Genomic DNA, 14898 nt, shown 5'->3' on the forward strand with positions numbered 1-14898 from the left:
GGTTTCTTGTTGGTTGACTTGTTCGGTGAGCAGGCCCATGGCCTGGTCGGTGAAGATGTCGTGGAGGCCGTCGTAGGCCATGTGGTCGCGGAGGGTGACGTCGCCGTATTTGAAGCCTTCGCGGCTTTTTTCGAGCATGTGGGGTGCGCGGGACATCGATTCCTGCCCGCCGGCGACGACGATGTCGAATTCGCCGGCGCGGATGAGTTGGTCGGCGAGGGCGATGGCGTCGATGCCGGAGAGGCACACTTTGTTGATGCTCAGGGCGGGGACGTTCATGGGGATGCCGGCGGCGACGGCGGCTTGGCGGGCGGGCATCTGGCCGGCGCCGGCGGTGAGGACCTGTCCCATGATGACGTAGTCGACCTGTTCGGGTGCGACTGAGGACTTGTCGAGGGCGCCTTTGATGGCGATGCCGCCGAGGTCGGACCCGGAGAGGTCTTTCAACGATCCGAGGAGTCGACCCATCGGGGTACGAGCTCCCGCAACAATCACAGTGGTCGTGTCGGTCATGCCAGTTCAACTTTCAGTTCGGTGCCGGTTGCGGCGACTACGTCTTCGACGCTGACATCGGGGGCGAGTTCACGCAGGACGAGTGGGCCTTCGTCGCTCACGTCGATGACGGCGAGGTTGGTGATGATCCGATTCACCACGCCCTGGCCGGTCAGGGGCAGGGTGCACGCGTCGACGATCTTGGGGTTGCCGTCGCGGTCGTTGTGCTCCATGACGACGATGACACGCCGGGCACCGTGGACCAGGTCCATTGCGCCGCCCATGCCCTTGACCATCTTGCCGGGGACCATCCAGTTTGCGAGGTCACCCGTCTTCGACACCTGCATACCGCCGAGGACTGCGGTGTCGATGTGGCCGCCGCGGATCATCCCGAACGAGAGGGCCGAATCAAAATATGCTGCACCGGGGTTAACGGTCACGGTCTCTTTGCCGGCGTTGATGAGGTCAGGATCGACGTTGTCCTCGGTGGGATACGGTCCGGTGCCGAGAATTCCGTTCTCCGAGTGCAGGACCACACGAACGTCCGAGCCCAGGTATCCGGGAATCAGTGTGGGAAGGCCGATTCCGAGATTGACGTACTCCCCGTCGATCATCTCTGCGGCCGCCCGCGCTGCCATCTGCTGGCGCGTCCAACCCGTCACTGTCACTGGTGCGGTCATCGTGAGGTTCCTTCCGAAGCGCTGACGGTTCGCTTTTCGATTCGCTTGTTCTGAGGTCCGGTGTGGACTACGCGCTGGACGAAGACCCCAGGTAGATGCACTGACGCCGGATCGATTTCACCGGGCTCGACCAGACGTTCCACCTGCGCGATGGTGACCCGTCCCGCCATCGCGGCGAGCGGGTTGAAGTTCATCGCGGTCTTGTCGAACACGAGGTTGCCGTCGGTGTCTCCGAGAACAGCGTGCACGAGTGCGTAGTCGGCGTTGATCGCCTCTTCCATTACGTAACGCTTGGTTCCGAAGACGCGAGTCTCCTTCGGAGGCGATGCAATAGCGATCGAGCCGTCGGCGTCGTAGCGCCATGGCATTCCGCCGTCGGAGATGGGGCTACCCACCCCGGCCGGTGTGAAGAATGCGGGGATTCCGGTTCCGCCGGCGCGCAGACGCTCGGCGAGCGTTCCCTGCGGCGTCAGTTCCACTTCGAGTTCGCCGGCCAGGTACTGCCGGGCGAACTCCTTGTTCTCACCGACGTACGACGCGGTCACCCGTCGGATACGTCCCGCGCTCAGCAAGATTCCGAGGCCGTGATCGTCGACGCCGCAGTTGTTGGAGAACACCTCGAGGTCGGTTGCACTCGTAGCTGCGATCGCGTCGATCAACACGTCGGGGATGCCGCACAAACCGAATCCGCCGACTGCCAGCGTTGCGCCGTCGACGATGTCGGCGACCGCGTCTGCTGCGGACTCGTACACCTTTGTTGTCATGTTCTCTCCCTGTCAGGCGTTCATTGAGTAGACACTCACTCACTTCGATATCCAGTGAACTATCTCCAGTTCACAGGTTCAAGCAATCTCGAACATCCACAGTGAACTGATCGACTACTGACCATCTGAAGAAAATTCGTTCACTGAATGGACGCTAGGATGAAGGCATGCCAACTCACGAGCAATCGCCGGCCATGGTCGCGCGGGTGGCGGCACTTCTACGAGCCCTCGGCGCGTCCGAACCAACGGGCGCTTCCACCACGGAGTTGGGCAAGCTCACCGGCCTCGCTCGGCCCACCGCGCACCGACTGCTCACGTCCTTGGCTGCCGAAGGGCTGGTCGACCGTGACGCACGAACCGGTCGGTGGTCGCTCGGTCCGGAGTTGTACCTCCTGGGGGCGGCGGCCGGAAATCGGTACGACATCACCGACCGCGCTCGCGACGTCGTCGACGAACTTGCCCGGGTCACGGGGGAGAGCGCATTCCTGTCGGCACGTCGAGGTGACGAGACTGTCTGCATCCTGAGTCAGGAAGGCAGTTTTCCGCTGCGATCTCACGTGCTGCACGAGGGGAAGCGTTTCCCGTTGGGAGTCGCGTCGGCCGGCCTTGCCATCTTGAGCCACCTACCGGCGCGGGACGGCGACGACTATTTCGCCCGGGTGAATCTGGATTCGGAATGGGGTGAGATCCACAGTGAGACATCGATTCGAGAGCGAATCGAGTCGACGCGGGTCACCGGCTACGCCGTCAATCCAGCCCTCATCGTCGAGGGAAGCTGGGGGATGGGTGCCGCGGTGTTCGACCGCAACGGTCGCCCGGCCTGGGCGTTGAGCCTGACCGGAGTGGAAACTCGCTTCCGGCCCGCGCGTCATGCCGAGTTGGGAACGCTGCTCCTCGAGCACGCTCACACACTGTCGAACCGATTGAAAACGCATGCAGTGAACTAACTTTCGGGAACCAGGTCTTGTGCAGTAGTAGTTTTTGCCTTCGTGCGCACGTGTGCCTTCTCGCCTTGCGGGCCGAAAAGATGCAAGATTTCCACCACCTGTTCATCGGCAGGCCCGAACCAGTGGGGCTCGGCAGTGTCGAACTCCGCGACTTCCCCGGGGTGTAGGAGAACCTCGTTCGCCCCCAGGATGAGACGCAGATCCCCGGCGAGGACGTAGAGCCATTCGTAGCCGGCGTGGGTGACCAGCTTCGGTGGACGCGGACCGATCACCTGCTTGAAGACCTGCACGCGGCCGGGATAGCGCGTCAACGGAACGACGGCACTGCCGTTCTTGCGTCGGCTCGGGGTGAGATGGACCCGAGGATCGCCCGTAGCGGGGGCGCCGACGAGTTGGTCCAGCGCGACCCGGTGCGCTCGGGCAAGCGGCAACAGCAGATCGAGGGTGGGACGACGCTTCCCCGATTCGAGGCGTGAGAGTGCGCTGACGGAGACGCCGGTGGCCTCGGACAGGCCCTCGAGGGTCAATCCGCGATCCCGTCGAAGCGTGCGCAGTCTCGGTCCGATATCGGTGATCAACTGCTCGAATTCAGCATCCATGCCGTCCATCTTTGCAGTTTCCGCAAAATTCTTACCGACTTCGGACGCTGGAGAGCAACGATCCTTTCGACAGTCGAGTACGGCAGAGCACTTCGAGAGATGGAGTCCGACCATGAAACCTTCGAGCGGGATCGAACCGCAAGTGATCGGACTTGATGCACGGCGGCGATGGGGCATCCTGGCGATCTGCTGCACGAGCCTGTTCGTCGTCGGGTTGGACACGACCATCGTCAACGTAGCCCTGCCGACGATCGGTGAGGGATTTCGCGTCGGAACCCGTGGTCTGGAATGGGTCGTCAACGCGTACACACTCGTCCTGGCCAGCTTGCTGATCTCGTCCGGAGCGGTGGCCGATCGATTCGGCAGGAGACGAGTCTTTCAGATCGGGCTTGTCGTTTTCGGGGTGGCGTCGATTGCCTGCGCACTCGCTCCGTCCGTGGAGGTGCTGATCGCGGCGCGGATCGTCCAAGGCGTCGGTGGGTCGATGCTCAGTCCGGTTGCCTTGGCGATCGTGGTCAACGTGATGACCGACCCGAAGGAGCGGGCCAAGGCGATCGGGGTGTGGGCCGCGGTCTTCGGCCTGAGTATGGCGGCAGGGCCGATCGTCGGCGGTGTGCTCATCGAAAGTTTCGGCTGGCGATCGGTTTTCTGGATCAACGTGCCGGTGATCTTGGCCGTGCTCGTCTTGACTGCTGTGTTTGTACCGGAGTCCCGAGCGCAGCAGTCGCGACGTCTCGACCTTCCCGGTCAGTTGCTACTGGTGATTCTTGTCGGCGGGGCGGTCGCCCTTCTGATCGAGGGTCCGCGAATCGGATGGTTCTCTGCCGCGGCGACGGCAGGGTATGTCGTTGTTGCTGCAGCGTTGGCCGCATTCATCCGCGTCGAATCACGCAAGCGCGAGCCACTGATGGATCTCGCACTCTTCCGCCGCAGACCGTTCTCGTCGGCTGTGATCGGCGCTGTCGTGGTGTTCGTGGCGTTGAACGCGACGCTACTGCTCGGCACGTTCTACTTGCAGCACTCCCGCGGTATGAGTCCGGCCCTGGCTGGCGCGATCACCCTCCCGATGGCTGTTGCGGCAACGGTCTGCGCGCCGTTGTCCGGAATACTCGTCGGACGCTTCGGCCCGCGGCGGCCGCTGCTGATCGCCGGTAGTTTCACGACGCTCGGTGGACTGTGCCTGGTCTCGCTCGACAACAACACGGCGATTCCGATGCTGTTGGCCGCTTACCTGTTTCTCGGTATCGGATTCGGGTTCTCGAATGCCCCCATCACCAACACCGCCGTCAACGGGCTGCCGAGATCGCAGGCGGGGCTTGCCGGTGGAATAACTTCCAGTGCACGCCAATTCGGTGCCGCTCTCGGTGTGGCGCTGGCCGGCGGCATTATCGGCGGCAGTGCACCGGTAGACGTCGCACAGGCATCGAGGCTGGGATGGATCCTGGTTGCCGGATGTGGGATCGCAGTCCTGTTAATTGCACTCGCATCTCGGAATTCCGAGGAACTCCCCGGCTGATCACCTCGCGTGTTCGTGCGAGCTTCACCCTGCGCGGGTGATTCCAAGCGCGCGCCCAACCGATACAGATGATGGGGTATCAGATCGTCGTATCCGAGCGGGGAGTGCCATGTGCCAGACACCTAAGGACGCAACACCGGCCACAGTCACGGCGAATCGCGAGGCAGTCGCGCGGTATGCCATGGATGACCGGCAGGATTTTGCCGACGCGGATCGAGGGTTGATCGCTCCGTTGCCGGGCAACGTTCTCGGCGACGACGGGCATGTGGTCTTCGACCCGGACGCTTTGGCGTACATCGGTGACGACGTCCCCGCACCCGACACCGTCAACCCCAGCCTATGGCGCCAGAGTCAGGTCATACGCCGAGGTGGGCTTTACCAGGTGACGGATCGCCTCTATCAGGTGCGGAACAACGACATCGCGAACCTGACGGTCGTAGAGGGTGACGAGGGACTGATCGTCATCGACTGTATGGCCGGAGTCGAATCGGCACGGCAGGGCATGAAGATGATTCGTGAGCATGTCAGCGACAAGCCGGTCGCGGCAATCATCTACACGCACACCCATATCGACCACTACGGCGGAGTCAAGGGAATCGTCGACGTCGAGGAAGTTGCGTCGGGAAAGGTGCCGATCATCGCACCGGGCACGATCGCATCGTTCGACAAGTTCGCGATCGGGGAAAACGTTGTGGCCGGCAATGCCATGGCCCGGCGGTCCTTCTATGCCTTCGGTGGACTGCTCGACCTCGGCCCGAAAGGGGCAGTCTCTTGCGGAATCGGTGTGCTCAGCACCAAAGGCCCCCAGATCTCGTATATTTCGCCGACCGACAGCATCACGGAGACCGGAACGAAGCGTGAGATAGCCGGTCTGGAATTCGAGTTCCTCTACGCGCCGGATACCGAGGCCCCGGAGGAAATGCACATCTGGATCCCCGAACTCGCCGCGCTGACCTGTGCGGAGAATGCCAATCATTCGCTCCACAACATCCAGACCTTAAGAGGTGCGCGCACTCGCGACGCTCGGAACTTCGCTCGGTATCTGGACGAGACTCTCGAACGGTGGGGAGACGACGCGGCTGTTCACTACGGACCGCACACGTGGCCGGTGTGGGGTAACGAGAACCTGGTGCCGTTCATCGAATCGCAAAGGGACACTTACAAGTACATTCACGACCAGGCACTCCGTCTCGCGAACAAGGGGTACACGCCGCTCGAAGCTGCCGAGGTGATCGAACTACCGGACGAACTCGGGCGCAAGTGGTACAACCGCGGATATCACGGCACTCTGCACCACGACGTTCGCGCCGTGTACACCAAGGAACTGGGAATGTGGGACGGCGATCCGGTGTCGCTTCATCCTCATCCGCCGGTCGAATCGGCGAAGAGGTTCGTCGATCTCCTTGGCGCGCAGAAGATCCTGGACGAGGGTAAGCGGGCATTCGACGCCGCGGACTACCGATGGGCGGCAGAGATCCTGCACAAGTTGGTGTTCGCGCAACCGGAGAACGCCGAAGCGAGGAACCTGCAAGCCGACGTCTACGAGCAGATGGGCTATCAAGCCGAAGGGCCGCAGTGGCGTGGGATCTATCTCTCGGCCGCGTTGGAACTACGCGAGGGCGCCCAGCCTGCCCCGTACGTCACGGCAAGTCAGGACAGTGTCCTCGCGATGCCCATCGACATCCTCTTCGACTTCGTTGCAATACATCTCATCGGCGACAAGGCCACCGACGCGGAACTGCGGATCGATTTCGTGTTCACCGATCGCGGCGACGAGGCATGGACTGCGTGGGTCAAGCGCGGTGTCCTCAATGCACGTAAGGGTGCGTCACCGAACACACAACTGACGGTCTCGGGCCCGAAGGCGGCGCTCGTGGGAGCGCTTCTTCAACCGGGCGCGGCCGCCGAACTGGCCAAGGCCGGGCAGATTTCGCTCGACGGAGACGAATCAGCGCTCGACACGCTGGGAGGGTTGCTCGATACCTTCGATCCCAGTTTCAATATCGTCACGCCGTAACGAAGGGATAGCTTTCGATGTGTACACGCTTGGTCTACTTGGGGCCCAACGACACTGTGATCACTGCTCGATCGATGGATTGGAAGGTCGACCTCGGAACAAACCTCTGGGCATTCCCGCGCGGCATGACCAGAGAGGGCTGTGCAGGTCCGAACTCGATACAGTGGACGTCGAAATACGGAAGTGTTGTCGCGACGGCCTACGACATGTGCACGACCGACGGGGTCAACGAGGCTGGGCTGTCTGCCAATCTCTTGTGGTTGGTCGAGTCCGAGTACCCGACGTATGACGGTTCGACCCCGGGATTGTCGATCGCGGCGTGGGCGCAATACGTCCTGGACAGCTTTGCGACAGTTCAGGAAGCGGTCGAAGTGCTCGCGTCGGAACCGTTCACGGTAGTGACCGCTGCCGTTCCCGGCGAAGACCGCCTCGCAACGCTGCACATGTCGCTCTCGGACGCTGGGGGAGACAGCGCGATCATCGAGTACGTCGGTGGACGCCCGACGATTCATCACAGCCGTGAGTACCAGGTGATGACCAATTCGCCGATCTTCGATCAGCAACTCGCCGTCAACGAGTACTGGAAGCAGATCAACGGAACCGTCATGCTGCCCGGAACCAACCGTGCCGCTGACAGATTCGCTCGGGCGTCGTTCTATGTCGATGCGATACCGCAGACGGACGATCCGCGGGCGGCGTTGGCATCCACCTTCAGTGTTATTCGGAATGTGTCGGTGCCCCTGGGAATTTCGACTCCCGATGAGCCCAACATCTCATCGACCCGTTGGCGCACCGTCGTCGATCACAAACGCACGCTCTATTTCTTCGAGTCGGCGATGACGCCCAATACCTTCTGGGTGGACGTGGCGTCGATGGATCTCGCGGAAGGGACACCCGTCCGAAGGCTCGGACTCGGACCGAACGAGAGCACCGTCTATTCCGGTGACTCCACTGACCAGTTCGAACGGGCGGAGGCATTCACGTTCGCGGGAGCATAAGGCTTCCGGGCGTAGCAAAAATCCAATCGTGAAACTTCTTGACATTTATACTCCGTTCAGATGAAACTTTGTTGCATATTCGGGTTTCGTCAACGGAGGACGGCATGGGCATCACAGTGCAGACACGGAACGATGGTGCGCAGCTCAAACGGCGCAGGGCGCTCGTCGCCGGCTCCGTCGGAAATTTCATCGAGTGGTACGAGTTCGGTGTGTACGGGTTCTTCGCGACGATCATCGCGTCGAACTTCTTCAGCGCCGACGGTTCCGGCGACCTCGAAAGCCTGATCAAGACCTACGCGTCGTTTGCGCTGGCCTTCTTCTTCCGTCCAGTGGGGGCCGCGCTGTTCGGTCGACTCGGTGACCGCATCGGCCGACGCCCCACCTTGGTGATCGTTCTTCTGCTGATGTCGGGTGCGACGACCCTGATCGGTGTGCTGCCCACCTACGAGAGCGTCGGAATTCTGGCACCGCTGCTCTTGACGGTCCTTCGAATTCTGCAGGGATTGTCGGCCGGCGGTGAGTTCGGCGGTGCAGTGTCGGTTATGACCGAGTTTGCTCCGCCCGGGCGACGCGGGCTCTACGGCTCGTGGCAGTCGTTCACCGTCGCGCTCGGACTGCTCGCCGGTGCGGGGATCGCAGCACTCCTCGCTACTGTCCTCGACCCGTCACAGCTCGGTGACTGGGGCTGGCGCATTCCGTTCCTCCTTGCACTTCCGATGGGTCTGGTTGCTCTGTGGCTCAGGCTCCGGCTCGAAGAAACGCCGTCGTTCGAGCGTGCTCGATCAGTACAGTCCGAACCGACAGCTGATGCAGCGGCGCCTGTAGTGCAGCCGACTGTCGGAGAGACAGCCAAGGCGATTCTGCTCGGAATCGGGCGGTTGATGGGGTGGTCTGCTGCCGGTTACACGTTCCTCGTAGTGATGCCGACTTATCTTCAAAGTTCGCTCAACGCGACTTTCCATCAGGCACTTGTTGCTTCCGTGCTCGCCAATGCGGGCTTCGCGGTGACCATTCCGATCGCGGGTGGACTCAGCGATCGCATCGGACGACGCGCGGTCATGCTCACCGGCACCGTGATAATTCTGGTCTTGGCTCTGCCGCTGCTCAACGTCCTGCAGAATGAGCAGACGTCTCTGACAGCCAAGGGATTTGCAGTGTTTGCCGCCGGAGCCGCAGTGGGACTTGTTGCCGGACCCGGACCCGCCATGCTCTCCGAGATGTTCCCCACCTCGGTCCGGTACACCGGATTGGGACTCGCATACTCCCTGTCCAACGCGGTCTTTTCGGGCTGCGCCGGTCTGATCATCACGTGGTTGATCAAGGAAACGTCCAATCTCGATATTCCGGCCTACTTCGTGATGGCAACGTGCGCCGTCAGCGCGATCGCCTTGAGTACCTTGCGAGGGAATGCCCACAAGCGGGCACTCGTCGACTGACCGCAGTTCTTCCGAATGCCGAAACGATGCGAGTAAGGGATATTTCATGAGAGTCATCGGTCTGATGTCCGGTACTTCGTACGACGCTATCGATGCTGCCGCAGCAGACATCCGGATCGACGGGGACACTCTTGTGCTCACCCCACTGGGCATGGTCAGCGAACCGTATTCCGGTGAGTTGCGGGCTGCGGTGGCGGCTGCGGTACCGCCGGCGTCCACCACTGTCGGTCAGATCTGCCAACTCGACACCGAGATCGGACAGGCATTCGCGGCCGTGGCTGCGCGGGCGAACGAGGAACTGTGCGGTGGCAGTGCGGAATTGATCTCCTCACATGGTCAGACGATGTTCCACTGGGTCGAAGGAGCGCAAGTAAAGGGCACTCTTCAGCTCGGGCAGCCGGCCTGGATAGCCGAGAAGACCGGATGCACGGTCGTGTCGGACCTGCGCTCTCGCGACGTGGCGACGGGTGGTCAGGGTGCACCACTGGTCAGTGCGTTCGACGTATTGTGGCTCAACGGAAGAACTTCGGGTTCCGTCGCGCTCAATCTCGGTGGCATCGCCAACGTCACTGCTCCGGGAGGCGCTCCGACATCGACGGCAGATGGTGCCGCAGTACCGATTGCCTTCGACACCGGCCCCGCAAATGCGTTGATCGACGCTGCGGTAAGCGAATTCACCGCGGGGGAGCAGTGGTTCGATCTCGGAGGTGCTCTGGGCGCAGCCGGCACACCGAACGTCGATCTGCTCGCACAACTACTGAGCGAACCGTATTACGCGCAGCCCGCTCCCAAGAGCACAGGCAAGGAATTGTTCCATCGGGACTACCTACTCGCCGCACTGCGGGGCTACGAATCCTTGTCTCTGGCCGACATCGTCGCCACACTGACTGCACTGACCGCCCGGACCGTCGCCGATTCCGTCAAAGCACTGGCGGCTACCGAAGTGGTGGTGTCAGGCGGTGGCACCAAGAACCCGACGTTGATGGCGATGCTCCGTGACGAACTGGGCGACATCGCGCTTGTCTCTTCGGACGAACTCGGCGTCACCTCCGACATCAAGGAAGCATTGGCTTTCGCGGTTCTCGGCTTTCTCACCGCACACGGATTGCCTGGAAGCATTGCTTCGTGCACCGGTGCACGTCACGCCAGTGTGCTCGGATCCCTGACGCCAGGAAGCCGTGGGCTGCCTAGAATCACATCGGTGCCGTCAGCTCCGAAAACGATGCGAATCGAGGCGTTATGACTTTGGACCGGAGTGCTCCGGCGTCCGTCGACCTGCTTGCTCGTATTCGTGCATCACTGAGTAGCCTCTCGCCTGCCGAGCTGCGGATCGCCGAAATCATCGAAGCCGACCCCAGTCTGGCCTCCACCCTGACGGTCAACGACCTCGCCGAACGAGCGTCGACAAGCACGGCGACAGTGGTCCGCACAGCCAAAAGGCTCGGTTTCGAGGGTTATCCACAGCTTCGTCTCGCGCTGGCGGCGATCAGCGGGTCCGGTACAGAGAACACGATCCCGCTCGGTGTGGACATCGTTGCTGCCGACTCGGCCGGTGAGGTGATGGCCAAGCTCGCCGAGTTCGAATCCGAACAGCTCAAGGGCACGGCGCAATTGACAGATCCTGCTGCGCTCGAAGAAGTTGTGTCCCGGATTCGATCCGCCCGCCGCGTCGAGGTCTACGGCATCGGCGCCTCTGGCATCGTCGCGCAAGACCTCACGTTGAAGCTCTCTCGCATCGACGTCAACTGTCGGGTTCATCTCGACCGAGACGCGGCCATGGTCAGCGCCAGCTTGCTCGGACCGGACGACATCGCAGTGGGGATCTCACATTCGGGTGAGACTTCGGATGTCGTGGAACCACTTGCCCTTGCGCGTCGAACCGGGGCGTCGACGGCTGCGATCACCGGAGGGGCACGATCGACGCTCGCCGTGCAGTCACATCACGTTCTGCTCACTGCCGGTAGAGAATTCGGTTTCCGATCGGCTGCGATGGCAAGCCGCACCGGTCAGCTGTTGGTAGTCGACACAATTTTTGCGATGGTGGCGCACTCGCTGCCCAGCGCACTCTCTGCTCTGCAACGAAGCCATGATGCCATTGCTTCGAAGCGGCACTGACGAGGAGTCGTCGCTGTGAGTACTGACGAGGAGTCGTCGCTGTGAGTACTGACGAGGAGTCGTCGTAATGAATATCGATCGAGGAGGACTCGCCACAATGCAATTGGAAATGCTCTCCACCGAGAGACCCAACCCTCTGACCCGCGATCTCGATGTCATGTCGGTGTCGGGTCTGCTGACGGTGATGAATCAACAGGACGCAATCGTGGCCGACGCGGTAGCAGCGGTACTACCCGCCATCGAAGCCGCAGTCGACTTGATCGTCGCGGCCCGAGCACAAGGTGGTCGACTGATCTACCTGGGAGCGGGGACAAGTGGGCGTCTGGGAGTTCTCGACGCAGTGGAATGCCCTCCGACGTTCGGGACCGATCCGGGCGAGGTGATCGGCATCATCGCCGGTGGCCCAGGAGCGTTTCTGAACGCCGTCGAGGGGGCAGAGGACGATCCGCGAGCGGCTGGGGTCGATCTCGACGCAATCTCGTTGAACGCCAACGACGTCGTGGTGGGTCTGGCTGCCAGCGGTCGTACCCCCTACGTCATCGGGGGACTCGATCACGCCCGCGAACTCGGCGCTGCAACAGTGGCAGTCTCGTGCAACCGGAACGCGGCAATGAGTTCTCACGCCGGCGTGGCCATCGAAGTGGAGACCGGGCCCGAAATCCTCACCGGATCGACGAGGCTCAAGGCCGGAACTGCGCAGAAGATGGTGTGCAACATGCTCTCCACGGCCAGTATGGTTCGCTCCGGGAAGGCATTCCACAATCTGATGGTCGATCTTCGGCCGACCAATGCCAAGCTTGTCGATCGTGCGAACCGGATCGTCGCGGCAGCCACCGGAGTCGATACCGAGATCGCTGCGGAGACCATCGACAATGCCGATGGTCATGTGAAGGCAGCGGTCGTCATGTTGTTGGCCGAATGCGACTTCGCCGAAGCAACCGAACTTTTGGACCGCGCTTCGGGTTCGGTACGTGAGGCCATCGTCGGAGCCGGCACGAGCAGTGAGGATGTCTGAATGGAAATCGTCATAGTTCCCAGTCCGGAGGACGGCGGGCGAATCGCTGCAGATATCGTTTGTGGCGCAATCGAAAACGGAGCGCGGATGCTCGGCCTCGCGACCGGATCGTCACCGCTGCACACGTATCGAGAGCTGATCAAGAGGCATCGAGAATCGGGAGTGTCGTTCGCGGCGATGAGCGCGTATCTTCTCGACGAGTATGTAGGTCTCACGTCCGATCAGCCGCAGTCCTACGCGCACACCATCCGCACGGAACTCGTGGATCACCTCGACATCGACAATGCGCGAGTGTTCAGCCCCGACGGCGGGGCCGCGGATCCCAGTGACGCTGCCCGGCGTTACGACGCTGCCATCGCCGAAAACGGTCCCATCGACGTGCAGATCCTCGGCATCGGCCTGAACGGACACATCGGTTTCAACGAGCCCTCCTCCTCGCTTGCATCGCGCACCCGAGTGAAGACCTTGACCGAGAGGACCCGCGCCGACAATGCACGGTTCTTCGCAGACCCAGCCGACGTACCGCATCATGTGATCACGCAAGGGCTCGGAACCATCAGTGATGCACGGCATCTCGTCCTGATCGCGGACGGCGCCCGCAAAGCGCCCGCCGTCCGGGCCGCGGTCGAAGGTCCGGTCTCGGCATTCTGCCCGGCGTCGGTGCTGCAGCTGCATCCACACGTGACCGTCATAGTCGACGAGGCAGCTGCCGGCGAACTCCAACTAGCGGACTTCTACCGCTACACAACCGAGCACAAGCCTGCAGAGCAGGGTTACTGAAAAGCGGGCTGCTGAAAGCGGACTTGATCTCCAGCGCAGTTGAGGTCCTAGCCTCGGGGGATGATCAACGCCAGAGGTCCAGCGGTATCCCCGCCTGCGGCGCCCCGATTCTTCTCACCACCGCTCAGTGTCGCGATCGTCGGAGCGGGGCCGGCGGGAATCCACGCCGCCGGCGCTCTCGCCGAACTTGCGCCCGGCACCAAGACAGACGTGTTCGAGCGTCTACCGACGCCGTACGGACTGGTGCGCTACGGTCTCGCACCAGGGCACCCCGAGTCCGAAAAGTTCGCCCATTCTCTGCACACCACGCTGGTCGCCAGTGAGTTCCGGCTGTTCTGCAACGTGGAGATCGGAAAGGACCTTTCCGTCGATGACCTACGTTCGTCCTACGATGCCGTGATCATTGCAACCGGTGCGCCGCGGGATGCACCTCTCGACATTCCCGGCGTCGAGCTTCCAGGTTCTTTCGGTGGCGCCGAGTTTGTCGGTTGGTACAACGATCACCCGGACAGCTCGCCGCAGTGGCCGCTGAACGCGGAATCGGTCGCAGTGATCGGAGGTGGCAACGTCGCACTCGACGTCACCCGTATGCTCCTCGCCGAGGCGCAATCGCTGCAGGCCACGGACGTCTCCGACCAAGTTCGGGAAGGGATCGCCGGCAGTCGAGTTCGCGAAGTACACATCTTTGTCCGGCGCGGACCAGCCGACGCTCGCTTCTCCCCGAACGAGTTGCGCGCTCGCGGTGAACTACCCGGCGTAGATGTTGTCGTCGATTCTGTCGATGTCGTACCGGACCGGCATGTCGAGCGGATGACCAAACAGTTGGCGCACACCCGACTGACAGTCGAGACACTCCGTGGTTTCGCGGACGCTGCTTCTGCCGATCGGACTTCCCGGCGCCGAGTTCACCTGCACTTCTACCGACAGCCGGCGCAGATTCTCGGCAGCGGGAAAGTCGAAGCACTCCGCGTCGAGCGGACAGACCCGGACGGATATGGTCACGTCACCGCTTCGGGTATCTGTACCGACTATCCGGTTCAAGCTGTGTACCGGGCAATCGGATTTCTCGGGACGCCACTTGCCGGGGTGCCTTTCGATCACGGACGCGGCAATGTTGCGCACCAGGGCGGCGCAGCGGTCGACGAGAGCGGTCTACCGATCGCGGGCTTGTTCGTGACGGGCTGGATGAAGCGAGGTGCCGCGGGGCTGATCGGTGCGGCGCGGCCAGACGCTCGCCAGACAGTCGAAACGATGCTGCACCAACTTGATTCGGCATACGAGCGTCGAGCCGGTCACGGCCGGATCGCGGAGGTCCTCGGGGCCGGCAGAGTGGTGCCCGTCGATTGGGACGGATGGCTTCGCATCGATGCCGCCGAACGTGCCCTCGGTGTGAAGCATGGGCGTGATCGGATCAAAATCAAAGAGCGCGACGAACTCGTTCGCATCGGCACGGAGTCGGCAGTTCACGCCGAATAGATTCGCTGGGGTCTGGAGTACCACCGGGGTTACGCTGAAGTGAGTCACTCCGATTCATTGTGA

14 protein-coding genes are annotated in these 14898 nt (G+C 62.1%); 10 read left to right on the forward strand and 4 right to left on the reverse strand.

Annotated elements, in window-relative coordinates; all coding sequences use genetic code 11:
• From RhoBH5_RS18420 to RhoBH5_RS18430, 3 genes are all read right to left on the reverse strand, one after another.
• Nucleotides 1-513: beta-ketoacyl synthase N-terminal-like domain-containing protein (locus RhoBH5_RS18420; protein ID WP_270008640.1), on the reverse strand; the 513-nt coding region annotated here is incomplete at its 3' end.
• Complete coding sequence (locus RhoBH5_RS18425; RefSeq protein ID WP_020906493.1) at nucleotides 510-1172, reverse strand: 3-oxoacid CoA-transferase subunit B; 663 nt, start codon at nucleotides 1170-1172, stop codon at nucleotides 510-512. The genes RhoBH5_RS18420 and RhoBH5_RS18425, both read right to left, overlap by 4 nt.
• On the reverse strand, nucleotides 1169-1936 hold the full coding sequence (locus RhoBH5_RS18430) for a CoA transferase subunit A (RefSeq protein WP_270008641.1): 768 nt from the start codon (nucleotides 1934-1936) through the stop codon (nucleotides 1169-1171). The genes RhoBH5_RS18425 and RhoBH5_RS18430 overlap by 4 nt, the downstream gene beginning before the upstream one ends.
• Nucleotides 1937-2103: 167 nt before the next feature.
• Here RhoBH5_RS18430 and RhoBH5_RS18435 point away from each other — a divergent pair, with 167 nt between their 5' ends.
• The gene (locus tag RhoBH5_RS18435; RefSeq protein ID WP_270008642.1) at nucleotides 2104-2883 is read left to right on the forward strand and encodes an IclR family transcriptional regulator; all 780 of its coding nucleotides are present in this window, start codon (nucleotides 2104-2106) and stop codon (nucleotides 2881-2883) included.
• Here RhoBH5_RS18435 and RhoBH5_RS18440 read toward each other — a convergent pair.
• Complete coding sequence (locus tag RhoBH5_RS18440) at nucleotides 2880-3482, reverse strand: helix-turn-helix domain-containing protein (RefSeq protein WP_037129607.1); 603 nt, start codon at nucleotides 3480-3482, stop codon at nucleotides 2880-2882. The genes RhoBH5_RS18435 and RhoBH5_RS18440 overlap by 4 nt on opposite strands.
• 112 nt (nucleotides 3483-3594) lie before the next feature.
• Here RhoBH5_RS18440 and RhoBH5_RS18445 point away from each other — a divergent pair, with 112 nt between their 5' ends.
• The 9 genes from RhoBH5_RS18445 (at nucleotide 3595) to RhoBH5_RS18485 (ending at nucleotide 14835) form a co-directional block, all read left to right on the forward strand.
• Entirely contained in the window at nucleotides 3595-4998 is a 1404-nt protein-coding gene (locus RhoBH5_RS18445) for an MFS transporter (protein WP_003941462.1), read from the forward strand.
• Between the two features lie 109 nt (nucleotides 4999-5107).
• On the forward strand, nucleotides 5108-7015 hold the full coding sequence (locus RhoBH5_RS18450; protein WP_270008643.1) for an alkyl/aryl-sulfatase: 1908 nt from the start codon (nucleotides 5108-5110) through the stop codon (nucleotides 7013-7015).
• Between the two features lie 17 nt (nucleotides 7016-7032).
• Nucleotides 7033-8013 (forward strand): linear amide C-N hydrolase, encoded by a 981-nt coding sequence (locus tag RhoBH5_RS18455; protein ID WP_270008644.1) that lies wholly within the window; start codon nucleotides 7033-7035, stop codon nucleotides 8011-8013.
• Between the two features lie 104 nt (nucleotides 8014-8117).
• Nucleotides 8118-9449 carry an MFS transporter gene (locus tag RhoBH5_RS18460; RefSeq protein WP_270008645.1) on the forward strand — a complete coding sequence of 444 codons (1332 nt, stop codon included), beginning with the start codon at nucleotides 8118-8120 and terminating at the stop codon, nucleotides 9447-9449.
• A gap of 46 nt (nucleotides 9450-9495) precedes the next feature.
• Nucleotides 9496-10692, forward strand: coding sequence for an anhydro-N-acetylmuramic acid kinase (locus RhoBH5_RS18465; RefSeq protein WP_003941439.1), 1197 nt, complete (start codon nucleotides 9496-9498; stop codon nucleotides 10690-10692).
• A complete protein-coding gene (locus RhoBH5_RS18470) occupies nucleotides 10689-11564 on the forward strand; it encodes a MurR/RpiR family transcriptional regulator (RefSeq protein ID WP_003941452.1) in 876 nt (291 codons plus the stop codon). Before RhoBH5_RS18465 ends, RhoBH5_RS18470 begins: the two co-directional genes overlap by 4 nt.
• 97 nt (nucleotides 11565-11661) lie before the next feature.
• Nucleotides 11662-12579 (forward strand): N-acetylmuramic acid 6-phosphate etherase, encoded by a 918-nt coding sequence (gene murQ, locus RhoBH5_RS18475; protein ID WP_199267501.1) that lies wholly within the window; start codon nucleotides 11662-11664, stop codon nucleotides 12577-12579.
• Nucleotides 12580-13359 (forward strand): glucosamine-6-phosphate deaminase, encoded by a 780-nt coding sequence (gene nagB, locus RhoBH5_RS18480; protein WP_270008646.1) that lies wholly within the window; start codon nucleotides 12580-12582, stop codon nucleotides 13357-13359.
• Between the two features lie 60 nt (nucleotides 13360-13419).
• Nucleotides 13420-14835, forward strand: a complete 1416-nt coding sequence (locus RhoBH5_RS18485) for an FAD-dependent oxidoreductase (protein WP_270008647.1) — start codon at nucleotides 13420-13422, stop codon at nucleotides 14833-14835.
• Nucleotides 14836-14898 lie beyond the last annotated feature (63 nt).

The organism is Rhodococcus sp. BH5 (assembly GCF_027583855.1).
Taxonomy (GTDB): Bacteria; Actinomycetota; Actinomycetes; order Mycobacteriales; family Mycobacteriaceae; genus Rhodococcus_F; species Rhodococcus_F qingshengii.